This is a genomic window from Aureibaculum algae (genome assembly GCF_006065315.1).
Taxonomy (GTDB): Bacteria; Bacteroidota; Bacteroidia; order Flavobacteriales; family Flavobacteriaceae; genus Aureibaculum; species Aureibaculum algae.
Genome location: NZ_CP040749.1, coordinates 2,435,681 through 2,454,001, shown reverse-complemented (window position 1 = coordinate 2,454,001; position 18,321 = coordinate 2,435,681). Strand labels below are relative to the sequence as shown.

Genomic DNA, 18,321 nt, shown 5'->3' with positions numbered 1-18,321 from the left:
AACTTGACAAAATGAAAATAATAAAAAATATAGTTACCAGTCTGTTATTCGTTTTTACAATTCAACTAACAGCACAACAAACGCCGGCAGATAAACAATCTGAAGTAATTACAATAGTGGGTGCCACAGCACATATTGGTAATGGAGAAATTATAGAAAATAGCGTCATTACATTTGAAAATGGAAAAATTACAGCTATTGATAATGCTGCTATAACCAATACGAGCGGTAAAATTATTGATGCCAAAGGCAAACATGTTTATCCTGGATTTATAATGCCAAATTCTACTTTAGGTTTAGGTGAAATTGACGCGGTAAAAGCTTCTGTTGACCAATCAGAAATTGGAGGGGTAATTCCACATGTTAGAAGTTTAATTGCCTATAATGCAGAATCTAAAGTTGTAGAAAGTATGCGACCTAATGGTGTATTATTGGCTCAAATCACACCAAGAGGTGGTAGAATTTCTGGAACATCTTCTGTTGTGCAACTTGATGCTTGGAATTGGGAAGATGCTGCTGTAAAAGTTGATGATGGTATACATTTAAACTGGCCCAATAGCTTTTCTAATGGTAGACGAAGATTTGGTGAAGAACCTGGAATAAAACCAAATAAAGATTATGGTAAACAAGTCGAAGAAATTAAACAGTTTTTGGTAGGTGCTAAAACATATAAATTAGGTAGTGAATCTACTAAAAACTTACCGTTTGAAGCTTCGATAGGTTTATTTGATGGAGCTAAAAAATTATATATTCATGCTGACAATGCACGTGAAATTATTGATGCTGTAACATTTTCAAAAGAAATGAGTGTGAAAAATGTTGTAATCGTTGGAGGATATGAAGCGAATAAAACCATTGATATACTTAAAAAGCATTCTATTCCAGTATTAGTGCAAAGAACACAAAGTTTACCCAATCATAATGATGATAATTATGATTTTCCTTATAAGCTTCCTAAACTGTTGACTGATGCAGGAATTTTAGTAGGTTTAGAAAATAGTGGTTCAATGGAACGGATGAATAGTAGAAACTTACCCTTTTATGCAGGCCAAGTAGTTGGTCAAGGTCTTGATAAAGAAAAAGCTTTACAACTAATCACAGGTAATACGGCAAAAATTTTAGGTATTGATAAAGATTATGGTACGTTAGAAGTTGGTAAAAGTGCAACTTTATTTATCAGTGAAGGTGATGCTTTAGACATGCGTACCAATCAATTATCACACGCCTATATCGATGGTAGATTATTAAGTTTAGAAACCCATCAAACAGAATTGTGGAAAAGATACAGTAATAAATATAGTAAATAGAGAATAGAGAATAGAGAATAGAGAAAAATCTCAAATTTAAAACGCACGAGTGATAAGTGGTAGTAAAAATACAATACTCCATGTCTCATATATTAAAAAAATGCATAAAGAAATAACAAGCATAAACAATAGTTTTATAAAAGAAATTGTACAATTACAAAGCAAGTCTCGTGTTAGAAAAAACACGGGACGTTTTGTTATTGAAGGGAAAAGAGAAATTTCATTGGCAATAAAGGGTAATTATAAAGTATTGCAACTACTCTATTGTGATGAAATTTACACAGATTCTAATCTTGATGATTTTCAAACTGAAATTATTAAAATAAGTAAGGAGGTTTATCAAAAAATAGCTCAACGCGATTCTACTGAGGGTATTATTGCTATTGCTGCAAGTAAAAATTTCAGTTTGACCTCATTAAATTTAACATCTAAAAATCCATTAATTTTAGTGGCTGAAGCTCCTGAAAAACCAGGTAATATTGGTGCTTTATTGCGGACAGCAGATGCTGCACATGTTGACGCTGTATTAATTGCCAACCCCAAAACAGATATGTTTAATCCAAATATTATTAGGTCGAGTGTAGGCTGCGTATTTACAAATCAAATTGCCACAGGTACCACAGCTGAAATAATTACGTATCTAAAGGAAAACAATATAACTATTTACTGTGCCGCGTTAACAGCATCTAAATCTTATGAAAAAGTTGATTATTCTGAGGCTTCCGCAATTGTTGTGGGTACAGAAGCAACTGGATTAAGTGAAGAATGGCTAAATAACTCCACACAAAATATAATTATACCGATGCAAGGACAAATAGATTCATTAAATGTTTCTGTTTCCGCTGCAATTCTTATTTTTGAAGCGAAAAGACAACGTAAATTTGCCTAAACCTTTCTTTTAGTGAAGGTTTATAAGTATCTGAATATTTTTTACCATATGACAAAAATTCAATTCCTATTTGTTTCCCTTTTAATTCTTTTATTAATGAGTTGTGGATCTTCAAAAAAAGCAGCTGCAGTGTCGAAGGTTGAGTTTGAATTAGAAAAACAATATCAACTCTATAAAGGAGTACCTTATAAATATGGTGGTACGGATAGAAGAGGCTTTGATTGTTCTGGTTTTGTAGGTAAAGTATATAAAGATGGCTTAAAAACACAGCTACCAAGAATGACTAAGGACATGGCGACAATGGGAAAAAAAGTTTCCAAACACAGTTTAAAACCTGGTGATTTAATATTTTTCAGACCTTCTAGAAAATATCGACATGTGGGGATTTATGTTGGAGACAACTTGTTTATGCACAGTTCTACTTCTAAAGGCATTATAAAATCTAAGTTAGATAACGTGTATTGGAAAAAGAAATTCCGTTATGCAAAACGTATTTTAATTTATTAATTTGATGACTCCACAAACTGTATTTTATATTATTATTGGCATATTAGTCATCAATTTTATTATTGATAATTACTTAGATTATTTGAATTCTAAACATTTTGATGATGTCATTCCTCCATTATTAGAGGATGTTTATGATGAAAAAGAATACCTAAAATCTCAAGCATACAAAAAAGAAAACTTTAAGTTTTCAAGTATTACCGGTGCCTTTTCATTCCTATTAACAATAGCTTTTTTCTTTTTGGATGGTTTTGCTTTTGTAGATCAATTGGCACGAAGTTTTAGTGATAATGAAATGATAATTACACTATTGTTTTTTGGAATTATAATGTTGGGTAGCGATATTTTAACAACACCACTCTCCTACTACCAAACCTTTGTTATTGAAGAAAAATACGGATTTAATAAAACCACTAAAAAATTATTTTTTTTAGATAAAATTAAAGGATGGTTATTAATGGTAATCGTTGGTGGTGGAATTTTAGCATTGATAGTATGGTTTTATCAACTAACAGGCAACAGCTTTTGGATCTATACGTGGGCATTTATGGCCTTCTTTTCAGTATTTATGATGCTTTTCTATTCTACTTTGATTGTGCCATTATTCAATAAACAAAGTCCTTTAGAAGAAGGTGAGCTGAAAGCAGCTTTAGAAAATTTTGCAGAAAAAGTAGGATTCAACCTCGATAAAATTTTTGTTATAGATGGTTCAAAACGCTCTACAAAAGCCAATGCCTATTTTACAGGGTTTGGAAAAAAAAAACGAATCGTTTTATACGACACCTTAATTAAAGATTTAGATACCGATGAAATTGTTGCCGTTTTGGCTCATGAAGTTGGCCACTATAAAAAGAAACATGTCGTATTTAATATGATAAGTTCTATCCTTTTAACGGGATTAACGTTGTATCTTTTATCCTTTTTTATTGACAGTAAATTATTAGCCAATGCTTTATCTGTCGCCGAACCTAGTTTCCATATTGGTTTAATAGCTTTTGGCGTATTGTACAGTCCCATTTCAGAAATTACAGGGCTAATCATGAATATTTTCTCTAGAAAATTTGAATACCAAGCTGATGATTATGCTAAATCTCATTTTGGTGCGAAACCTTTAATTTCCTCGTTAAAAAAATTATCTAAAAATAGTTTGAGTAATTTAACGCCTCATAAAGCATATGTTTTTATGCATTATTCGCATCCTACGCTGTTACAAAGAGTTAAAGCGATGATGTAGCATTAATTTAAGTGATTATTTGTTGTTCAACTGTTTTAAAAAACTAGTTTATTATGACTATTGTCTCCTCGAGCGGAGTCGAGAGGTTATGTAAACACCTTATATCGAAATAATGATTTCTATCTTCGACTTATGAAAAAGTTTACTTTTATTTTATTATCCATACTTACTATCGGCTGTGCCAATGAGGTTGATATTGATGGTTATTGGCAAGGACACTTTACATTTCCAAAAGAAAGAGTACCTGCCCTAATCAAATTTGAAAATGGAAAATTTATTGATTTCTTTGGAGTATATAATGATACTGTTGAATATAAACGAAACGATGATAAAATTCTTTTCGGTAATGCTACTACAAGATCAGGTGTTTTTAAGATTAAAGTTAATAAAAATGAACTTACTACTTTTAAAAATGAGACTGACAGTATTTTTGTTTCGTTAAAAAAGAAGCAAGCAGAGCGTTTTATTTTTGACTATTTAAATGATAAAAATCTTAAATTAGAATTACCGGACGGTCATGGAATTAAAAGAAATATAGGGCCAAAATATTTTAGAAACCCATTATACCTAAGTTACATCGATTCAAATTTAGTTGCTAATTTTTTAGATACAACAGTTCATGTTAATTCAAAATACCACATACTTTTGCGTAAACTAAGTGATTATTCAAATCATTATGAAAATTCACTACACATTAATAAAGTAACATTAATCATTGATAAAAATTTAAAAATGTCTGATGTTAATTTAATAAGTAATCAGTTGAGATTGGCGGGATATTTAAAAGTATATTATTACTTAAAATCAGATTCTTATGAGAAAATTAATTTCCTATCAACTAAATTGAGGCCTATTTCCGAAATAGATTATCATAAATACAATTCTGAAGAAAATCAATTAAGTCCTCCTCCTCCTTCATTTTTATTAGATTATTTTAAGGGAGAAATATTAAGATTATATATTGATAAAAATAAAGTAACATTAAACGACACAATAATTAATATTAATAAGCTAAACGAATTCATGAAATTAAAACTATTACCAAACAAAGAATTAGGGGTGTTCTATCAGATTTCGGAAAGTTCTACTTATCAGGATTTTATCCGTTTTAACGATGTAATTTATAATGCTTATTATGATATAAGAAATGTTTATTTATTGCAAAAATATAATATATCATATAGAGATAACTTTGATTACGATAAGGATGAAATAATAGAATCGAAAAAAACATTCCCAATGTTTTTAAAGCAAATTGATTCAATTGAATATGAAAAAGTTAAAAAGTTCCAGAAACTATAAATCATATCTAACTATCGCTACTCTCCATCGATTATTTACTAAAAACTAATAAAACTTGCTCAATAAAAATCTTTAGTTTACTTTTATTCTATGGCATACACTGCAACCCTCGAAGAGGAAAATAAAGAAATAGCAAGGCGTTATAAAAAAATGCTAAGTGCTACCTATCAACACTTATCTAAAACAGATAAGGAAATGATACGTAAGGCATTTGATGTTGCTGTTGATGCACATAAAGACCAGCGTAGAAAAACTGGAGAACCTTATATTTATCATCCCATTGCTGTAGCTTCAATAGTTGCCAATGAAATTGGATTAGGTGCTACCTCAATTATGTGTGCATTAATGCATGATGTTGTCGAAGATTCAGAGGACTATACCTTTGAAGATATTGAAGGTCTGTTTGGTGAAACTGTTGCGAAAATCGTGAATGGTTTAACCAAAATTTCTCGTTTAAATAAGGAACAAGAAGTTTCTATTCAGGCTGAGAATTTCAGAAAAATGCTATTAACTCTGAATGATGACGTACGAGTTATTCTCATAAAAATTGCTGATCGTTTGCATAATATGCAGACCATGGATGCCATGCCGCATCACAAGCAAATAAAAATATCTTCAGAAACCTTATATATCTATGCTCCTTTAGCTCACCGATTAGGATTGTATAATATAAAAACAGAATTGGAAGATCTCGGCTTAAAATATACGGAGCCAGAAGTATTTAACGATATTCTCACTAAAATAAAAGAGAGTAAAGAACAGCAAGAGGAATATATTAAGGCCTTTACCGAAAGTGTTGAGAAAACATTAGATAAAGAAAATTTTGATTATGTGATAAAGGGAAGAACAAAATCCATTTATTCCATTCGAAAAAAAATGATGAATCAAGGGGTATCCTTTGATGAAATTTATGACAAGTTTGCTATTCGTATTATTTATAGCTCAGAATTACCCGATGAAAAATTCAATGCATGGAAAATTTATTCCATTATAACGGATAGTTTTAATCCGAATCCAAATCGTTTAAGAGATTGGATTTCGCAACCAAAATCTACAGGCTACGAATCGTTACACATTACAGTAATGGGTCCAAAAGGAAGATGGGTCGAAGTACAAATACGTTCTAGACGTATGGATGAAATTGCAGAAAAAGGATATGCTGCTCATTTCAAATACAAACACGGTAATGAAAAGGAAAGTGGACTAGAAAATTGGTTAAATAAATTAAAAGAAACGTTAGAGAATCCTGATATAAATGCAGTTGATTTTGTTGAACAATTTAAATTAAATTTATATGCTAAGGAAATATATGTATTTACCCCTCAGGGTGATATAAAATCCTTACCAAAAGGGTCAACACCGTTAGATTTTGCATTTGCCATACATACCGATGTTGGTATGATGTGTAGAGGTGCTAAAGTTAATGGTAAATTAGTACCTTTAAGTCATACGTTAAATAGTGGTGACCAAGTTCAAATTATTACTTCAATTAGTCAAAAACCAAAATTAAGTTGGCTTGACTTTGCTCAAACTGCAAGAGCTAAATCAAAAATAAAAGCAGCTTTAAAAGAGGACCAAAAACTAGTTGCCAATGATGGTAAGGAAGTTTTAGAACGTAAACTACGTCATTTAAAAGTTCCTTTTAATGAGAAAACAATCAATGAATTGGTTAGTTATTTTAAATTAAAGACAAGTCACGATCTTTTTTATAGACTAGGTAATGGAGGTATAGACAATCAACAACTTAAAAATTTTGTAAGTCAACGTAGTAATGCTATTTATAATTTCTTTAAAAACACCATAAGAAGGGGAGAAAAAAAACCAACTGAAAATAAAAATGATGAACTAACCGATAAGTTCGATTTACTAGTTTTTGGAAAGGATGATGAAAAATTAGAATATAAGTTGGCTCAATGTTGTAATCCAATTCCTGGCGATAAAGTATTTGGATTTGTTACTGTTTCGGATGGTATTAAAGTACATAAACAAAATTGTCCTAATGCCATAAGTATGCAATCTCAGTTTGCCTATAGAGTTATTAGTGCAAAATGGATCGATTCTTCACAACAAGAACATAAAGTACTACTTAAATTAACAGGTATTGATCATATGGGCTTGGTAAATGAAGTTACTCATATTATTTCGAGCAATATGAATGTCAATATTTATAACATAAATATTTCAGGAGGTCAAAGTGTGTTTACAGGGCAAATAACAGTTGGTATCAAAAACAATGATCAACTTAAAAAGTTGATGCAAAAATTAAAAAAAATAGACGGAATTGATAAAATATCACGTCTAAACAGTTAGGTGTTCAAAAGTTGTTAAACTTTTTAATAAACCTTTAAGAAATACTTATTTTTAAAACGTAAATTTGCTTTTTAATCAAAGATAAATATGGATAATTCTAAAAATCAGGAAATTGTAAAAAGTGTTTTTACCAATTTTTTAGAACAAAATAACCATAGAAAAACACCTGAACGATACGCCATTCTTCAAGAAATTTATGATCATAACGATCATTTTGATATAGAATCTCTCTATATCTATATGAAGAATCAGAACTATCGTGTAAGTAGAGCTACGCTTTACAATACGATAGAGTTATTATTAGAATGTGGGTTAGTAAGACGTCATCAGTTTGGTCAAAACCAAGCTCATTACGAAAAGTCTTATTTTGACAAACAACATGATCATATTATCCTTACCGATACAGGTGAAGTAATTGAGTTTTGTGATCCTAGGATTCAAACGATTAAAAAAACAATAGAAGAAGTTTTTGACATAAAAGTAAATAATCATTCACTATACTTTTATGGTGAAAGAAATAAAGATATAAATAAAAAATAATTAATATACAATGGTTGATTTATTACTCGGTTTGCAATGGGGCGATGAAGGAAAAGGTAAAATAGTTGATGTCCTTACAAAAAATTATGACATTATAGCACGTTTTCAAGGTGGTCCAAATGCAGGACATACTTTAATTTTTGATGGAAACAAACATGTTTTACACACTATTCCCTCAGGTATTTTCCACGATAAAGCTATAAATATTGTTGGTAATGGTGTAGTAATTGATCCTGTAATTTTTCAAAAAGAATTAGAGAATCTTGCACCTTACAATATTGATTTTAAATCAAAGTTGTTTATCTCAAGAAAAGCACATTTAATTTTACCAACACATAGATTATTAGATGCGGCTTCAGAAACTTCTAAAGGTAAAGCCAAAATTGGTTCTACTTTAAAAGGTATTGGTCCAACTTATATGGACAAAACTGGAAGAAACGGTATGCGTGTTGGCGATCTTGAATTAGTAGATTGGAAAGACAAATACAAAGCGTTAACAGAAAAGCATTTAAAAATGCTTAATTATTTTGAAGTTGATATTCAATTTGATCTTGTAGAGTTAGAAAAACAATTCTGCAAAGCTGTTGATGTATTAAAACAATTGACTTTTATTGATAGTGAAGAATATTTATTCAACGCTATGAAAAATAATAAAACCATTTTGGCAGAAGGTGCTCAAGGATCTTTATTAGATATAGATTTTGGTACCTATCCGTTTGTAACTTCTTCAAACACTACTGCTGCTGGTGCTTGTACTGGTTTAGGGGTAGCCCCTAATAAAATTGGTGAAGTATATGGTATATTTAAAGCCTATACGACCCGTGTTGGCTCTGGTCCTTTTCCTACAGAATTGTTCGATAAAGATGGTGAAACCATGGCAAAAGTTGGTCATGAGTTTGGAGCAACTACAGGTAGACCTCGCCGTTGTGGATGGTTAGATCTAGTGGCATTAAAATATGCTGTTCAAATAAACGGTGTAACGCAATTAAATATGATGAAGGGTGATGTACTTTCAGGTTTTGACACTTTAAAAGTATGTACCTCTTATACTTATCAAGGCAAGGAAATTTCACATTTACCTTATAACATAGAACCAGAAAACGTTAGTGTAAACTATACGGAATTTAAAGGTTGGGATGAAGATTTAACAGGAATGGAAACTGCCGATCAATTACCAAAGAATTTAATTGATTATATTGATTTTATAGAAAAAGAAGTACAAGTACCTGTTAAGATTGTATCTGTTGGACCAGACAGAAAACAAACTATTTTTAGATAAAATATTTTTAAACCTCATTTGGAAAAATAATAATCCTACTCATTTTTAAGTTTAAAAATGTGTGATCATTTTCCATAATGTAATAAAACCAAACGAATGATAATACAACCAAAAACACGTGGATTTATTTGTATCACTTCTCACCCTGAAGGATGTGCAAAAAATGTACAAAACCAAATCGATTATATAAAATCAAAAAGCCCTATTGATGGTGCAAAAAATGTACTCGTCATTGGAGCTTCTACAGGTTTTGGTTTGGCATCACGTATAACCAGTGCTTTTGGAGAAAATGCTTCTACTATTGGTGTGTTTTTTGAAAAACCACCAGCAGAAGGAAGAACAGCATCTTCTGGTTGGTATAATACAGCTGCTTTTGAAGAACAAGCTCATAAAGCAGGTTTATATGCTAAAAGTATCAATGGGGATGCATTTTCAAATGAAATTAAAGAGCAAACGGCTCAACTGATAAAAAAAGATCTAGGTAAGATTGATTTGGTAATTTATAGTTTAGCGTCACCAGTTAGAACACATCCTGAAACTGGAGTTCGTTATAAATCTACATTAAAACCGATAGGTAATACATACACAAATAAAACGGTGGATTTTCATACCGGAGAAGTTAAAGAAATTTCTATTGAAGCTTGCACCGAAGAAGATATTGTAAATACAGTTACGGTAATGGGTGGTGAAGATTGGCAGATGTGGATTGACAAACTAAAGAAAGAAGGTTTACTTGCTGATAATTTTAAAACAGTAGCTTATTCATACATTGGTCCTAAACTTACAGAACCGGTTTACAGAAAAGGTACTATTGGTAAAGCGAAAGATCATTTAGAAGCCACTGCTTTTACAATTACTGATGCCTTGAAAGACATAAAAGGTAAAGCTTTTGTTTCTGTTAATAAAGCCTTAGTTACACAATCAAGTTCTGCAATTCCTGTAATACCACTTTATATTTCATTATTGTATAAAGTAATGAAAGAAAAAAACCTTCAAGAAGGATGTATTGAACAGATTTATAGATTATTTAAAGAGCGATTATATCTTGGGGAAATTCCAGTAGATAGTGAAGGAAGAATTCGAATTGATGATTTAGAAATGCGTGATGATATTCAGGAAAAAGTAGCTCAATTATGGGAAGAAGCTACTACGGAATCTTTACCTGAAATTGGTGATTTAGAGGGGTATAAAGATGAGTTTTTCAATCTATTTGGTTTTAATTTTGACGGAATAGATTATGAAAAAGATACGAACGAAATGGTAAGTATACCTGGCCTACAATAAAAAACAAATCTAAATTTTCAAAGAATAATGCTTAAAAAAAGTTTAGTAGCCACCCTAATTGTACTTTTATTTTTTGCAGCTTGTAAAAAGCAAAATAAATTAGACCCAAAAGTAAAAGACCTTATTTCTTTAAATGATTTTGATAGTATTTCTGTTCAAGAATTACCATTTTCTTTTGCGTTTGATAAAGATTCAATTCTGGATTATCATTACACACTAGAGTCTTTTGAGAGAAGGAATTTAATTGACAAAAATGCCAAACTAAATACCTATTTTTCTGATTCTACTACTTTTTTAAACAGTGAAAATTTATTTATTACAGATAGCGAAAACTATCCTTATATAGGTGAAGGTTATTTTTATACGCGTCTACCAAATATAAATGAAATCAAAGTCTTAGTATTTACCTATCAGAATACAGACGAACAAGAGACCCTACCCTATTTTGAACTTCAAACCATAGATGAAAACAATAAAGTCATTGATAAATTAATCCTTGCTGGTGGTATTAATTACGATTGTAGTTGGGATAGACAGTTTTCAATAGATGAAACTTACACTATTAATATCATTGATAATGAATCCTGTTTTGATCCTGAAGATGAAAAGCAAATTCTTACGAAAACTGTTAAAACAGCATATAAAGTTGATAACGACGGTCACATCAAAATGCTAATTTCGGAAGGAGCCCTATAATTTATTTGAGGATCTTCTTAAAATCTACTCTAGTATGAGATTTTAATGGATGTATCCTCTTTCTCTAAGTTAAACTTAGCATCCGCATATTTAGGTGGACCAAATCTTGCTTTTGCATTATTACTGCACGCATTCGGTTCTTTTGGTATTCCAAAATAGTTTTTATCTAATAACCCATTATTGTTTTCATCATGAAAAGAGGATATCGCATAAGTACCTTGCGGTAATTGGCTAAATTCTACAATTGCTTTCCCGTTAATGATTTCTACAATTTCTCCTTGATATGGATTTTTCAAAAAATCATCTCGATGATCATAAAGAGCAACAAATAATTTTCCTTCATCCGAATTTAACCCCTCAATTGAGACTTTTAGATTAAATTTCGATTGCGACCAGGAAACCACTGAAGTGATTAGAAAAATTATAATACTTAATTTTTTAAAAATCATTTTATTGTTGTAATCCTATTTTATAAGCAGATAATGCTCTTTCTCTTGCAAATTTATGATCTACCATAGGTTCAGTATATCCTAAATCAAATTCAGGAATCCATTTTCTTGTATATTCTAAACTTGAATCAAACTTTTTTAATTGTAAGGCTGGATTAAAAACTCTGAAATATGGTGCCGCATCACAACCTGTTCCGGCTGCCCATTGCCAATTACCATTATTAGAAGACAATTCATAATCCAATAATTTTTCAGCAAAATAAGCTTCACCCCATCTCCAATCAATTAATAAGTGCTTACATAAAAAACCTGCGGTTACCATGCGAACCCTATTATGCATATATCCTGTTTCATTTAATTCTCGCATACCAGCATCAACCAAAGGATATCCTGTATTACCTTCGCACCATCGTTTAAAATCTTCTTTACTATCTCGCCATTTTATACCATCATATTTAGATTTAAAATTATGAGTTACCACTTTTGGAAATTGAAATAATATCTGCATAAAAAACTCCCTCCAAATAAGTTCACTTAAAAACACAGCATTCCTTTCTAAAGCAATCATCACAAATTTTCTGATACTTACCGTACCGAAACGCAAATGAGGAGATAAATAAGAGGTCCCATTTTTTGCAGGAAAATCTCTATTTAAATCATAATCTGAAATGACACTTAAATTGACAGGTTGTACTTTCTGTTTACTTTTTACAAAACCAATGGTTTCTAGGCTAGGAAATAGGGTTTCATAATTATAAAAATGATCCCAATCTAAATTGTTCTCATCTTCTACATTAAAAGGACTCTGATTAAATTTTTCTAACCATTTATTTTTATATGGCGTATAAACGGTATATGGCTTTCCATCACCTTTTAGTATTTCATTTTTTTCAAAAATCACTTGATCTTTAAAATTACGTACTTCAATATTCTTTGATTCTAAAAAAGTAGTTATTTCTTGATCTCTTTTAATGGCATATGGTTCATAATCCCTATTAAAAAAAACTTTTTTCACATCATATTCAGTTATTAACGCTTTCCAAATTTCTGCTATGTTTCCTTTTTTAATAAGTAATGAACTGTTTTTATTTTTTAATTTTAAATGAATGTTTCTCAATGACGTATAAATAAAACTAAGCCTTCCATCGTTTTTAGGCAAATCTTCTAAAATTTCATCATCAAAAATAAATATCGGAAGTACTGGAAGTCCACTTTCCAGAGCTGATTTTAAACCTACATTATCTTCTAAACGTAAATCGCGTCTATACCAAAAGATTGAAATTTTAATTTTCTTCATAAATACCGAATTTTTTTTCGACTGCCTGTGTTCTATAATCGAATATTTCTTTTAATTTATTTTTTATAATCAATGTATTTGCAATGGCTCCTAAAAATCCAAATGGCGGTTGGTAACTCACAATATCTTTCATTAAAACACCATTTTCTATGGGTTCAATAATATGTTGATGATGCCATAATGAATACGGTCCTACCCTTTGTTCATCAACAAAATATTGTTTATCTCTTACCTTTGTTATCTCTGTTACCCAAAGCGTTTTTATTCCTAAAAGAGGACTAACTTTATATGAAATAATCATACCTGGGTACATTTTTTCTGGAAGATTTTTTGACACAATATCAAACCCCATATAATCAGGTGTTATTTCTTTAAGATTTGCTGGTGAAGATATAAAATCCCATATCTCATCAATGGTGCAATTAATCTTTTGTTCCTTCAATAATTGATAAAATGCCATTTACTGTTTATTTAATGCTTCAATTTGTTTTAATACTTCATCCGCTTCCGCATATTTTCGATCACTTTCCTTACGGTTAGTAGCCGATAATCGATGAGAAGCTGCTAAAAGCTTTTTATACTTGTCATTTAGCTTATCTAATGGTGATTGTTTCTTAAAAAGGTTGAACATAATATGATTTTTAATTGTTTGTGTATATATAATAGTTGAGTGATGTGGCTATAGCAAGCCAAATAACATAAGGTAATAGCAATAAACTTATCAATTGTAACTTACTGTAATAAGCGATTAAGAAATAGATTATTAATACGGTGAGTAAAGTAATTATGATAAGAGCAAAACTAACTGCATGTTGGTTAAAAAAAACATAGTTCCAACTTACATTTAGTACTACTTGAAAAATAAATAAAATAATAACTTTCCCTGTATTCTCATTGGCATATAACTGAGCCATATAAATTGAGAAACAAATCATTATAATAGTCCAGGCAGCTCCAAAAACCCAACCTGGTGGAGTCCACGGGGCTTTATTCAATCCAATATACCATTCGGTTTGTGGTCCATTATTCATTAACCAACTACCAATGGCTAATGCACCAAAATTTATAACTAAGAAAATGACAACTAATATATTATATTTCATTGCTCTATAATTTTAGCGTTACAATACCACAATCCATCTCGAATATTTGTCCTGATATAGAAGCCGTTTTTTCTGATATTAAAAACTCAGCCATGGTTGCCACTTCTTTTGGGTCTAAGTATTTTTTTAGAGGATGTCTTTCTATCATTTTTTCTTTCATGGTATCATTCCTCAATAATTTATCAGCCAAACCTGTATCTGTTACTGTAGGTGCAATAGCATTAACTCGCACTGTAGGTGCCAATTCAGCTGCTAGAGATTTAACAAGGCCTTCCACTCCCCCCTTGGCCGTCGCAATACTTGCATGATATGGCATACCTAATTTTACAGCAACTGTACTAAACAGTACTATTGAAGGTGCATTACCTTTTTTTAATTGCGGTAGGTACTTTTGTATCACCTTTACCGCACCAATTACATTAATGTTAAAATCCTCTTTAAAATCATCAATACTTAATTTTGAAATTGGCTTTAAATTGATACTTCCTGGACAATAAATTAGTGAATCTGCTACCTCAATTTCTGGTAATTCATCTTCCAAAACATCGCATTGATATTGACTTAAGTTTTTATGATTTATATCTGAAGGCGTTCTACTAATATTTATAATTTCACAATTATCTATTAAAGTTTGTACAATGGCATTGCCAATTCCTTTACTTCCACCAATAATTATTATTTTTTTCATTTTATCAATTTTAAAACTTAAACATTAATCAATTTATTTATCATACCATTAAAAATAAAACCGTGAAATGGCCATACACTATACCAATAGAGCCTACCATACAACCCCTTAGGTCTAAATACCGCTCGTTGGTATAATATGTCCTTTATAATTACAAATTCCAACCAAGCTTCTCCAGGTAACTTCATTTCTGCATAAAGTAAGAGTCGTTTTTCTTTCTTATCAGCATATAACACTCGCCAAAAATCTAAAGCATCTCCTGTACTTAATTTTGTTGGATGAGTTCTACCACGTCGCAATCCTATTCCTCCAAATATTTTATCTAAATATCCTCTGATTTTCCATAAGACATTACCATAATACCAACCATTTTTACCCCCAATAGACCAAATTTTATCTATGGTTTTAGCTTCATTTTTTATGGCTCTTGTTTTTATATCTTTAAAACATCCATAATGAGGTACTTCAATATATTGAGATAATTTCTTATTAAACCTTCCACTTACAAAAGAATCTTTCCAACTGGAAACACTACTATTTTGTTCTATTTTTATAAAAGCCTTTTCCACAGCTTCTTTATACGTGATTGGGGTAACATTTAGCATTTCATTAATAGCACTAGGTTCGCCGATAACTTCGACTTTCATACTATCAACTAAACTTATGGCCAATTTATAAGAAGTAGCAGTAATAAAATACAACCAATAGGATGATAATTTTGGTGTCATTACCGGTACAGAATAAATATACCGTTTAAACTTACGAACTTCAGCGAACTGCAACATCATTTGCTTGTATGTGAGTACATCAGGACCAAATATATCAAAGGACTTATTGTATAATTCTGTTTTACCAATTGCTTTAGAGAGAAAAGACAATACATCTCTAATTGCAATATATTGAGATTTTGTTCTTACCCATTTGGGTACTATCATGAGGGGTAATTTTTCAACCAAATCTCTAATAATTTCAAAAGATGCACTTCCGCTTCCTACAATTATCCCAGCTCTAAAAGTTGTCAAGGAGTATGTATCAGATTGAAGCGTCATTTCAACCTTTTTTCTAGAAGCCAAATGTTTTGATAAATTGCTATCATTAACAATTCCGCTTAAATAAATGACTTGTTTCGCATTAGTGTTTTCAATATATTTTTTAAAATTAAAAGCACATTGTTCTTCTAGCTTCTCAAAATCTGTGGAAGAAGAAGACATTGAATGAATTAAATAATAAGCAGCATCTATATCCTTTGGTATTACTTTTAAAGTATCTTCCTTTAAAAAGTCTACCTCAATTAAGGTAATCTTCTTATTATTTTTTACAATTTCAGGAACCCTACCTTTATCCCTTACACAACAAACTAAACTATGATTTAGTTCCAATAATATTGGAATTAATCGCTTACCAATATAGCCTGTAGTACCTGTTAATAATATTTTCATACCCTTGTTTTATGTTTGTTAAAAAACAATGACGATTTCTTAAACTTTTCTATTATCAGTATACTACCAAAAAGCATGGTAAAGGCATACCCAGCATCTTCAATGGGAATGGTACCTATTCTAATTCCTAAATTTTCACTATTGTTATACCACACTACAGGTTCTTCAATAAAACTACCCGTAAGTATTCCGTTCACAATGAAAAATGGAATAAGGATGATTAAAAAAGTGATATAAAATATAGGTAATTGCTTATTTTTTGTAAAAAAACTATAAAATAATACGGAACTTAAAATGATATAGTTGTACAAAGTATACGCCTTATCGAAATTAACTATGGCAACTATAAATAGCAAAACAGCAAGACTAATAGTTATTATATTAGAAATTTTAACCGGAACATGCGTTTTTGGAAAAAAATATTGAAATGCATAATGGATAAATATACTAGCATAAGGAATACAAATAAAAAAAAGCCATTCTTCTATTGGTAAGCTAAATATAGTGATACCAATCAAATAATCCTCATTAAATCCCCAAACACCATCCATGGTGAAGATGATATCCCAAATGATAAAAAATGTCGCTACAATTACAATGGATATAAAAACTTCTTTCCACCATTGAATATAATGCATTCGTTTTTCAAAACTATATAAAAACGGGATGCTAAAAGACGCTAAATTTAAAAGTAGGTAAAGTGACATTTATATCTTAAAATATTTAAATGGAACAAGCAACATACCAAAGCATTCTCCTTCTTGTTTTCCAAGATGTTTATGATGCACTTTATGGGCTTTTCTTAATCCTATTAAATATTTAATTTTGGTTTTCTTAAACCATTTAAACCTTTGATGAATGAGTACATCATGTACTAGAAAATAAGAAATACCATATAATAGTACACCCAAACCAATAAAGAATAAATAATTTACACCACCATCAACCCCAAAATAAAAAAGCAAAATACTAGGTATGGCAAAAATCACAAAGAAAATATCATTTCTTTCAAAGGTGTTTTCATATTTAGGTTGATGATGATCTGCATGAAAATACCACATAAACCCGTGCATGACAAACTTATGAGTTATCCATGTTACCGCTTCCATACATAGAAAAGTAACCAGTGTTATTAATATGAATTTTAAAACTATCATTTACATTAAATTCAATTTGTAAGTTACAAAAGATTGTGCTAATAAGCTAACCTTACGAGGATTAGAAACGCGTATTCTGGTATTCATTATTTTTTTACTTGGGGTTCTTTTTAATTTATTTAATAAACATTTATAATAAATATAAGATGTGTAAACACCAAATTTAGCTTCATTTGGGAGGTTTTTTATACCTTGATATGCAATTTTAAAATCCTCCTCTATTTCTGCTATAATTTCCAATTTAGAAATATTATCTAAATTATGAATATCTATATTAGGAAAATAAGATCTATCTAAGACTTCAATATCATCTTTTAAATCTCTTAAAAAATTCACCTTTTGAAATGCTGAACCCAATCGCATTGCCGATTTTTTTAGTTCATTAAATTTGTTTTCATCTCCCTTCACAAAAACTTTTAAGCACATCAACCCTACAACGTCGGCAGAACCATAGATGTAATCTTCATATTCATTTTTATCATAAGTATGCTTTGTCAAATCCAGTCGCATACTTTTTAAAAAGGATTGCACCAAATCATCATCAATATTATATTTTTTTACGGTGAGTTGAAAAGCATTCAAAATGGGATTTAAACTAATACCTTCATGATATGCCTTGTAATAATCTTGCTCAAACTCTTCTAGTAAATTTGCCTTGTTATATTCATGAAAAGTATCTACAATTTCATCTGCAAAACGCACAAAACCATAAATGCTATAAATTGCATCTCTTATTGAGGGTGCCAGCATTTTTACCGCCAATGTAAATGATGTACTGTAAGATTTTGTAACTAATTTGCTACACCCTACTGAAACTGAATTAAATAAATTATCCATAAG

The 18,321-nt window shown here is 30.5% G+C and carries 20 protein-coding genes; 10 read left to right on the top strand and 10 right to left on the bottom strand.

From position 1 onward, the window contains the following. Positions 1 to 11: 11 nt before the first annotated feature. The 10 genes from FF125_RS10170 (at position 12) to FF125_RS10125 (ending at position 11,348) form a co-directional block, all read left to right on the top strand. On the top strand, positions 12 to 1,307 hold the full coding sequence (locus tag FF125_RS10170; RefSeq protein ID WP_138949666.1) for an amidohydrolase family protein: 1,296 nt from the start codon (positions 12 to 14) through the stop codon (positions 1,305 to 1,307). 100 nt (positions 1,308 to 1,407) lie between these two features. Next, a complete protein-coding gene (locus tag FF125_RS10165) occupies positions 1,408 to 2,196 on the top strand; it encodes a TrmH family RNA methyltransferase (RefSeq protein ID WP_138949665.1) in 789 nt (262 codons plus the stop codon). A 48-nt stretch (positions 2,197 to 2,244) separates the two neighbouring features. Next, the gene (locus FF125_RS10160; RefSeq protein ID WP_138949664.1) at positions 2,245 to 2,703 is read left to right on the top strand and encodes a C40 family peptidase; all 459 of its coding nucleotides are present in this window, start codon (positions 2,245 to 2,247) and stop codon (positions 2,701 to 2,703) included. Positions 2,704 to 2,707: 4 nt separating this feature from the next. Further along, positions 2,708 to 3,937 carry a M48 family metallopeptidase gene (locus FF125_RS10155; protein WP_138949663.1) on the top strand — a complete coding sequence of 410 codons (1,230 nt, stop codon included), beginning with the start codon at positions 2,708 to 2,710 and terminating at the stop codon, positions 3,935 to 3,937. 132 nt (positions 3,938 to 4,069) lie between these two features. Then, entirely contained in the window at positions 4,070 to 5,239 is a 1,170-nt protein-coding gene (locus FF125_RS10150) for a hypothetical protein (protein ID WP_138949662.1), read from the top strand. Positions 5,240 to 5,329: 90 nt separating this feature from the next. Beyond that, the gene (locus FF125_RS10145) at positions 5,330 to 7,549 is read left to right on the top strand and encodes a RelA/SpoT family protein (protein ID WP_138949661.1); all 2,220 of its coding nucleotides are present in this window, start codon (positions 5,330 to 5,332) and stop codon (positions 7,547 to 7,549) included. An 87-nt stretch (positions 7,550 to 7,636) separates the two neighbouring features. Next, complete coding sequence (locus FF125_RS10140; protein ID WP_117880605.1) at positions 7,637 to 8,089, top strand: Fur family transcriptional regulator; 453 nt, start codon at positions 7,637 to 7,639, stop codon at positions 8,087 to 8,089. 10 nt (positions 8,090 to 8,099) lie between these two features. Next, positions 8,100 to 9,368 carry an adenylosuccinate synthase gene (locus FF125_RS10135; protein ID WP_117880604.1) on the top strand — a complete coding sequence of 423 codons (1,269 nt, stop codon included), beginning with the start codon at positions 8,100 to 8,102 and terminating at the stop codon, positions 9,366 to 9,368. A 96-nt stretch (positions 9,369 to 9,464) separates the two neighbouring features. Then, positions 9,465 to 10,652 carry an enoyl-ACP reductase FabV gene (gene fabV, locus FF125_RS10130; RefSeq protein WP_138949660.1) on the top strand — a complete coding sequence of 396 codons (1,188 nt, stop codon included), beginning with the start codon at positions 9,465 to 9,467 and terminating at the stop codon, positions 10,650 to 10,652. 27 nt (positions 10,653 to 10,679) lie between these two features. Next, positions 10,680 to 11,348, top strand: coding sequence for a hypothetical protein (locus FF125_RS10125; RefSeq protein ID WP_138949659.1), 669 nt, complete (start codon positions 10,680 to 10,682; stop codon positions 11,346 to 11,348). Positions 11,349 to 11,377: 29 nt separating this feature from the next. On the opposite strand, the gene FF125_RS10120 is transcribed toward FF125_RS10125, so the two are convergent. Genes FF125_RS10120 through FF125_RS10075 form a run of 10 tightly spaced genes read right to left on the bottom strand, consistent with a single transcriptional unit; the run spans position 11,378 to position 18,318 of the window. Continuing rightward, positions 11,378 to 11,797 (bottom strand): DUF2141 domain-containing protein, encoded by a 420-nt coding sequence (locus tag FF125_RS10120; RefSeq protein ID WP_138949658.1) that lies wholly within the window; start codon positions 11,795 to 11,797, stop codon positions 11,378 to 11,380. 1 nt (position 11,798) lies between these two features. Further along, entirely contained in the window at positions 11,799 to 13,094 is a 1,296-nt protein-coding gene (locus FF125_RS10115) for a cryptochrome/photolyase family protein (RefSeq protein WP_138949657.1), read from the bottom strand. Then, the gene (locus tag FF125_RS10110; protein WP_138949656.1) at positions 13,081 to 13,554 is read right to left on the bottom strand and encodes an SRPBCC family protein; all 474 of its coding nucleotides are present in this window, start codon (positions 13,552 to 13,554) and stop codon (positions 13,081 to 13,083) included. Before FF125_RS10110 ends, FF125_RS10115 begins: the two co-directional genes overlap by 14 nt. Next, positions 13,555 to 13,725: a Lacal_2735 family protein gene (locus tag FF125_RS10105; RefSeq protein ID WP_117880598.1), complete on the bottom strand. Its 171-nt coding sequence runs from the start codon at positions 13,723 to 13,725 to the stop codon at positions 13,555 to 13,557. 10 nt (positions 13,726 to 13,735) lie between these two features. After that, on the bottom strand, positions 13,736 to 14,197 hold the full coding sequence (locus FF125_RS10100; protein WP_138949655.1) for a TspO/MBR family protein: 462 nt from the start codon (positions 14,195 to 14,197) through the stop codon (positions 13,736 to 13,738). 4 nt (positions 14,198 to 14,201) lie between these two features. Further along, positions 14,202 to 14,885, bottom strand: coding sequence for an SDR family NAD(P)-dependent oxidoreductase (locus tag FF125_RS10095; RefSeq protein ID WP_138949654.1), 684 nt, complete (start codon positions 14,883 to 14,885; stop codon positions 14,202 to 14,204). A gap of 17 nt (positions 14,886 to 14,902) precedes the next feature. Then, entirely contained in the window at positions 14,903 to 16,324 is a 1,422-nt protein-coding gene (locus tag FF125_RS10090; RefSeq protein WP_138949653.1) for an SDR family oxidoreductase, read from the bottom strand. Beyond that, entirely contained in the window at positions 16,321 to 17,031 is a 711-nt protein-coding gene (locus FF125_RS10085; RefSeq protein WP_138949652.1) for a lycopene cyclase domain-containing protein, read from the bottom strand. Before FF125_RS10085 ends, FF125_RS10090 begins: the two co-directional genes overlap by 4 nt. Continuing rightward, positions 17,032 to 17,481 (bottom strand): sterol desaturase family protein, encoded by a 450-nt coding sequence (locus tag FF125_RS10080; protein ID WP_117880590.1) that lies wholly within the window; start codon positions 17,479 to 17,481, stop codon positions 17,032 to 17,034. After that, a complete protein-coding gene (locus tag FF125_RS10075; RefSeq protein ID WP_138949651.1) occupies positions 17,482 to 18,318 on the bottom strand; it encodes a phytoene/squalene synthase family protein in 837 nt (278 codons plus the stop codon). Between the last annotated feature and the right edge of the window lie 3 nt (positions 18,319 to 18,321).

Excerpts from the sequence above, each read along its gene's own strand:
- FF125_RS10150 (WP_138949662.1), top strand. The coding sequence starts at position 4,070 with ATGAAAAAGTTTACTTTTATTTTATTATCCATACTTACTATCGGCTGT.
- fabV (WP_138949660.1), top strand. The coding sequence starts at position 9,465 with ATGATAATACAACCAAAAACACGTGGATTTATTTGTATCACTTCTCAC.
- FF125_RS10165 (WP_138949665.1), top strand. The coding sequence starts at position 1,408 with ATGCATAAAGAAATAACAAGCATAAACAATAGTTTTATAAAAGAAATT.
- FF125_RS10105 (WP_117880598.1), bottom strand. The coding sequence starts at position 13,725 with ATGTTCAACCTTTTTAAGAAACAATCACCATTAGATAAGCTAAATGAC.
- FF125_RS10140 (WP_117880605.1), top strand. The coding sequence starts at position 7,637 with ATGGATAATTCTAAAAATCAGGAAATTGTAAAAAGTGTTTTTACCAAT.
- FF125_RS10125 (WP_138949659.1), top strand. The coding sequence starts at position 10,680 with ATGCTTAAAAAAAGTTTAGTAGCCACCCTAATTGTACTTTTATTTTTT.
- FF125_RS10160 (WP_138949664.1), top strand. The coding sequence starts at position 2,245 with ATGACAAAAATTCAATTCCTATTTGTTTCCCTTTTAATTCTTTTATTA.
- FF125_RS10110 (WP_138949656.1), bottom strand. The coding sequence starts at position 13,554 with ATGGCATTTTATCAATTATTGAAGGAACAAAAGATTAATTGCACCATT.
- FF125_RS10170 (WP_138949666.1), top strand. The coding sequence starts at position 12 with ATGAAAATAATAAAAAATATAGTTACCAGTCTGTTATTCGTTTTTACA.
- FF125_RS10090 (WP_138949653.1), bottom strand. The coding sequence starts at position 16,324 with ATGAAAATATTATTAACAGGTACTACAGGCTATATTGGTAAGCGATTA.
- FF125_RS10115 (WP_138949657.1), bottom strand. The coding sequence starts at position 13,094 with ATGAAGAAAATTAAAATTTCAATCTTTTGGTATAGACGCGATTTACGT.
- FF125_RS10095 (WP_138949654.1), bottom strand. The coding sequence starts at position 14,885 with ATGAAAAAAATAATAATTATTGGTGGAAGTAAAGGAATTGGCAATGCC.
- FF125_RS10080 (WP_117880590.1), bottom strand. The coding sequence starts at position 17,481 with ATGATAGTTTTAAAATTCATATTAATAACACTGGTTACTTTTCTATGT.
- FF125_RS10085 (WP_138949652.1), bottom strand. The coding sequence starts at position 17,031 with ATGTCACTTTACCTACTTTTAAATTTAGCGTCTTTTAGCATCCCGTTT.
- FF125_RS10135 (WP_117880604.1), top strand. The coding sequence starts at position 8,100 with ATGGTTGATTTATTACTCGGTTTGCAATGGGGCGATGAAGGAAAAGGT.
- FF125_RS10100 (WP_138949655.1), bottom strand. The coding sequence starts at position 14,197 with ATGAAATATAATATATTAGTTGTCATTTTCTTAGTTATAAATTTTGGT.
- FF125_RS10145 (WP_138949661.1), top strand. The coding sequence starts at position 5,330 with ATGGCATACACTGCAACCCTCGAAGAGGAAAATAAAGAAATAGCAAGG.
- FF125_RS10075 (WP_138949651.1), bottom strand. The coding sequence starts at position 18,318 with ATGGATAATTTATTTAATTCAGTTTCAGTAGGGTGTAGCAAATTAGTT.
- FF125_RS10120 (WP_138949658.1), bottom strand. The coding sequence starts at position 11,797 with ATGATTTTTAAAAAATTAAGTATTATAATTTTTCTAATCACTTCAGTG.
- FF125_RS10155 (WP_138949663.1), top strand. The coding sequence starts at position 2,708 with ATGACTCCACAAACTGTATTTTATATTATTATTGGCATATTAGTCATC.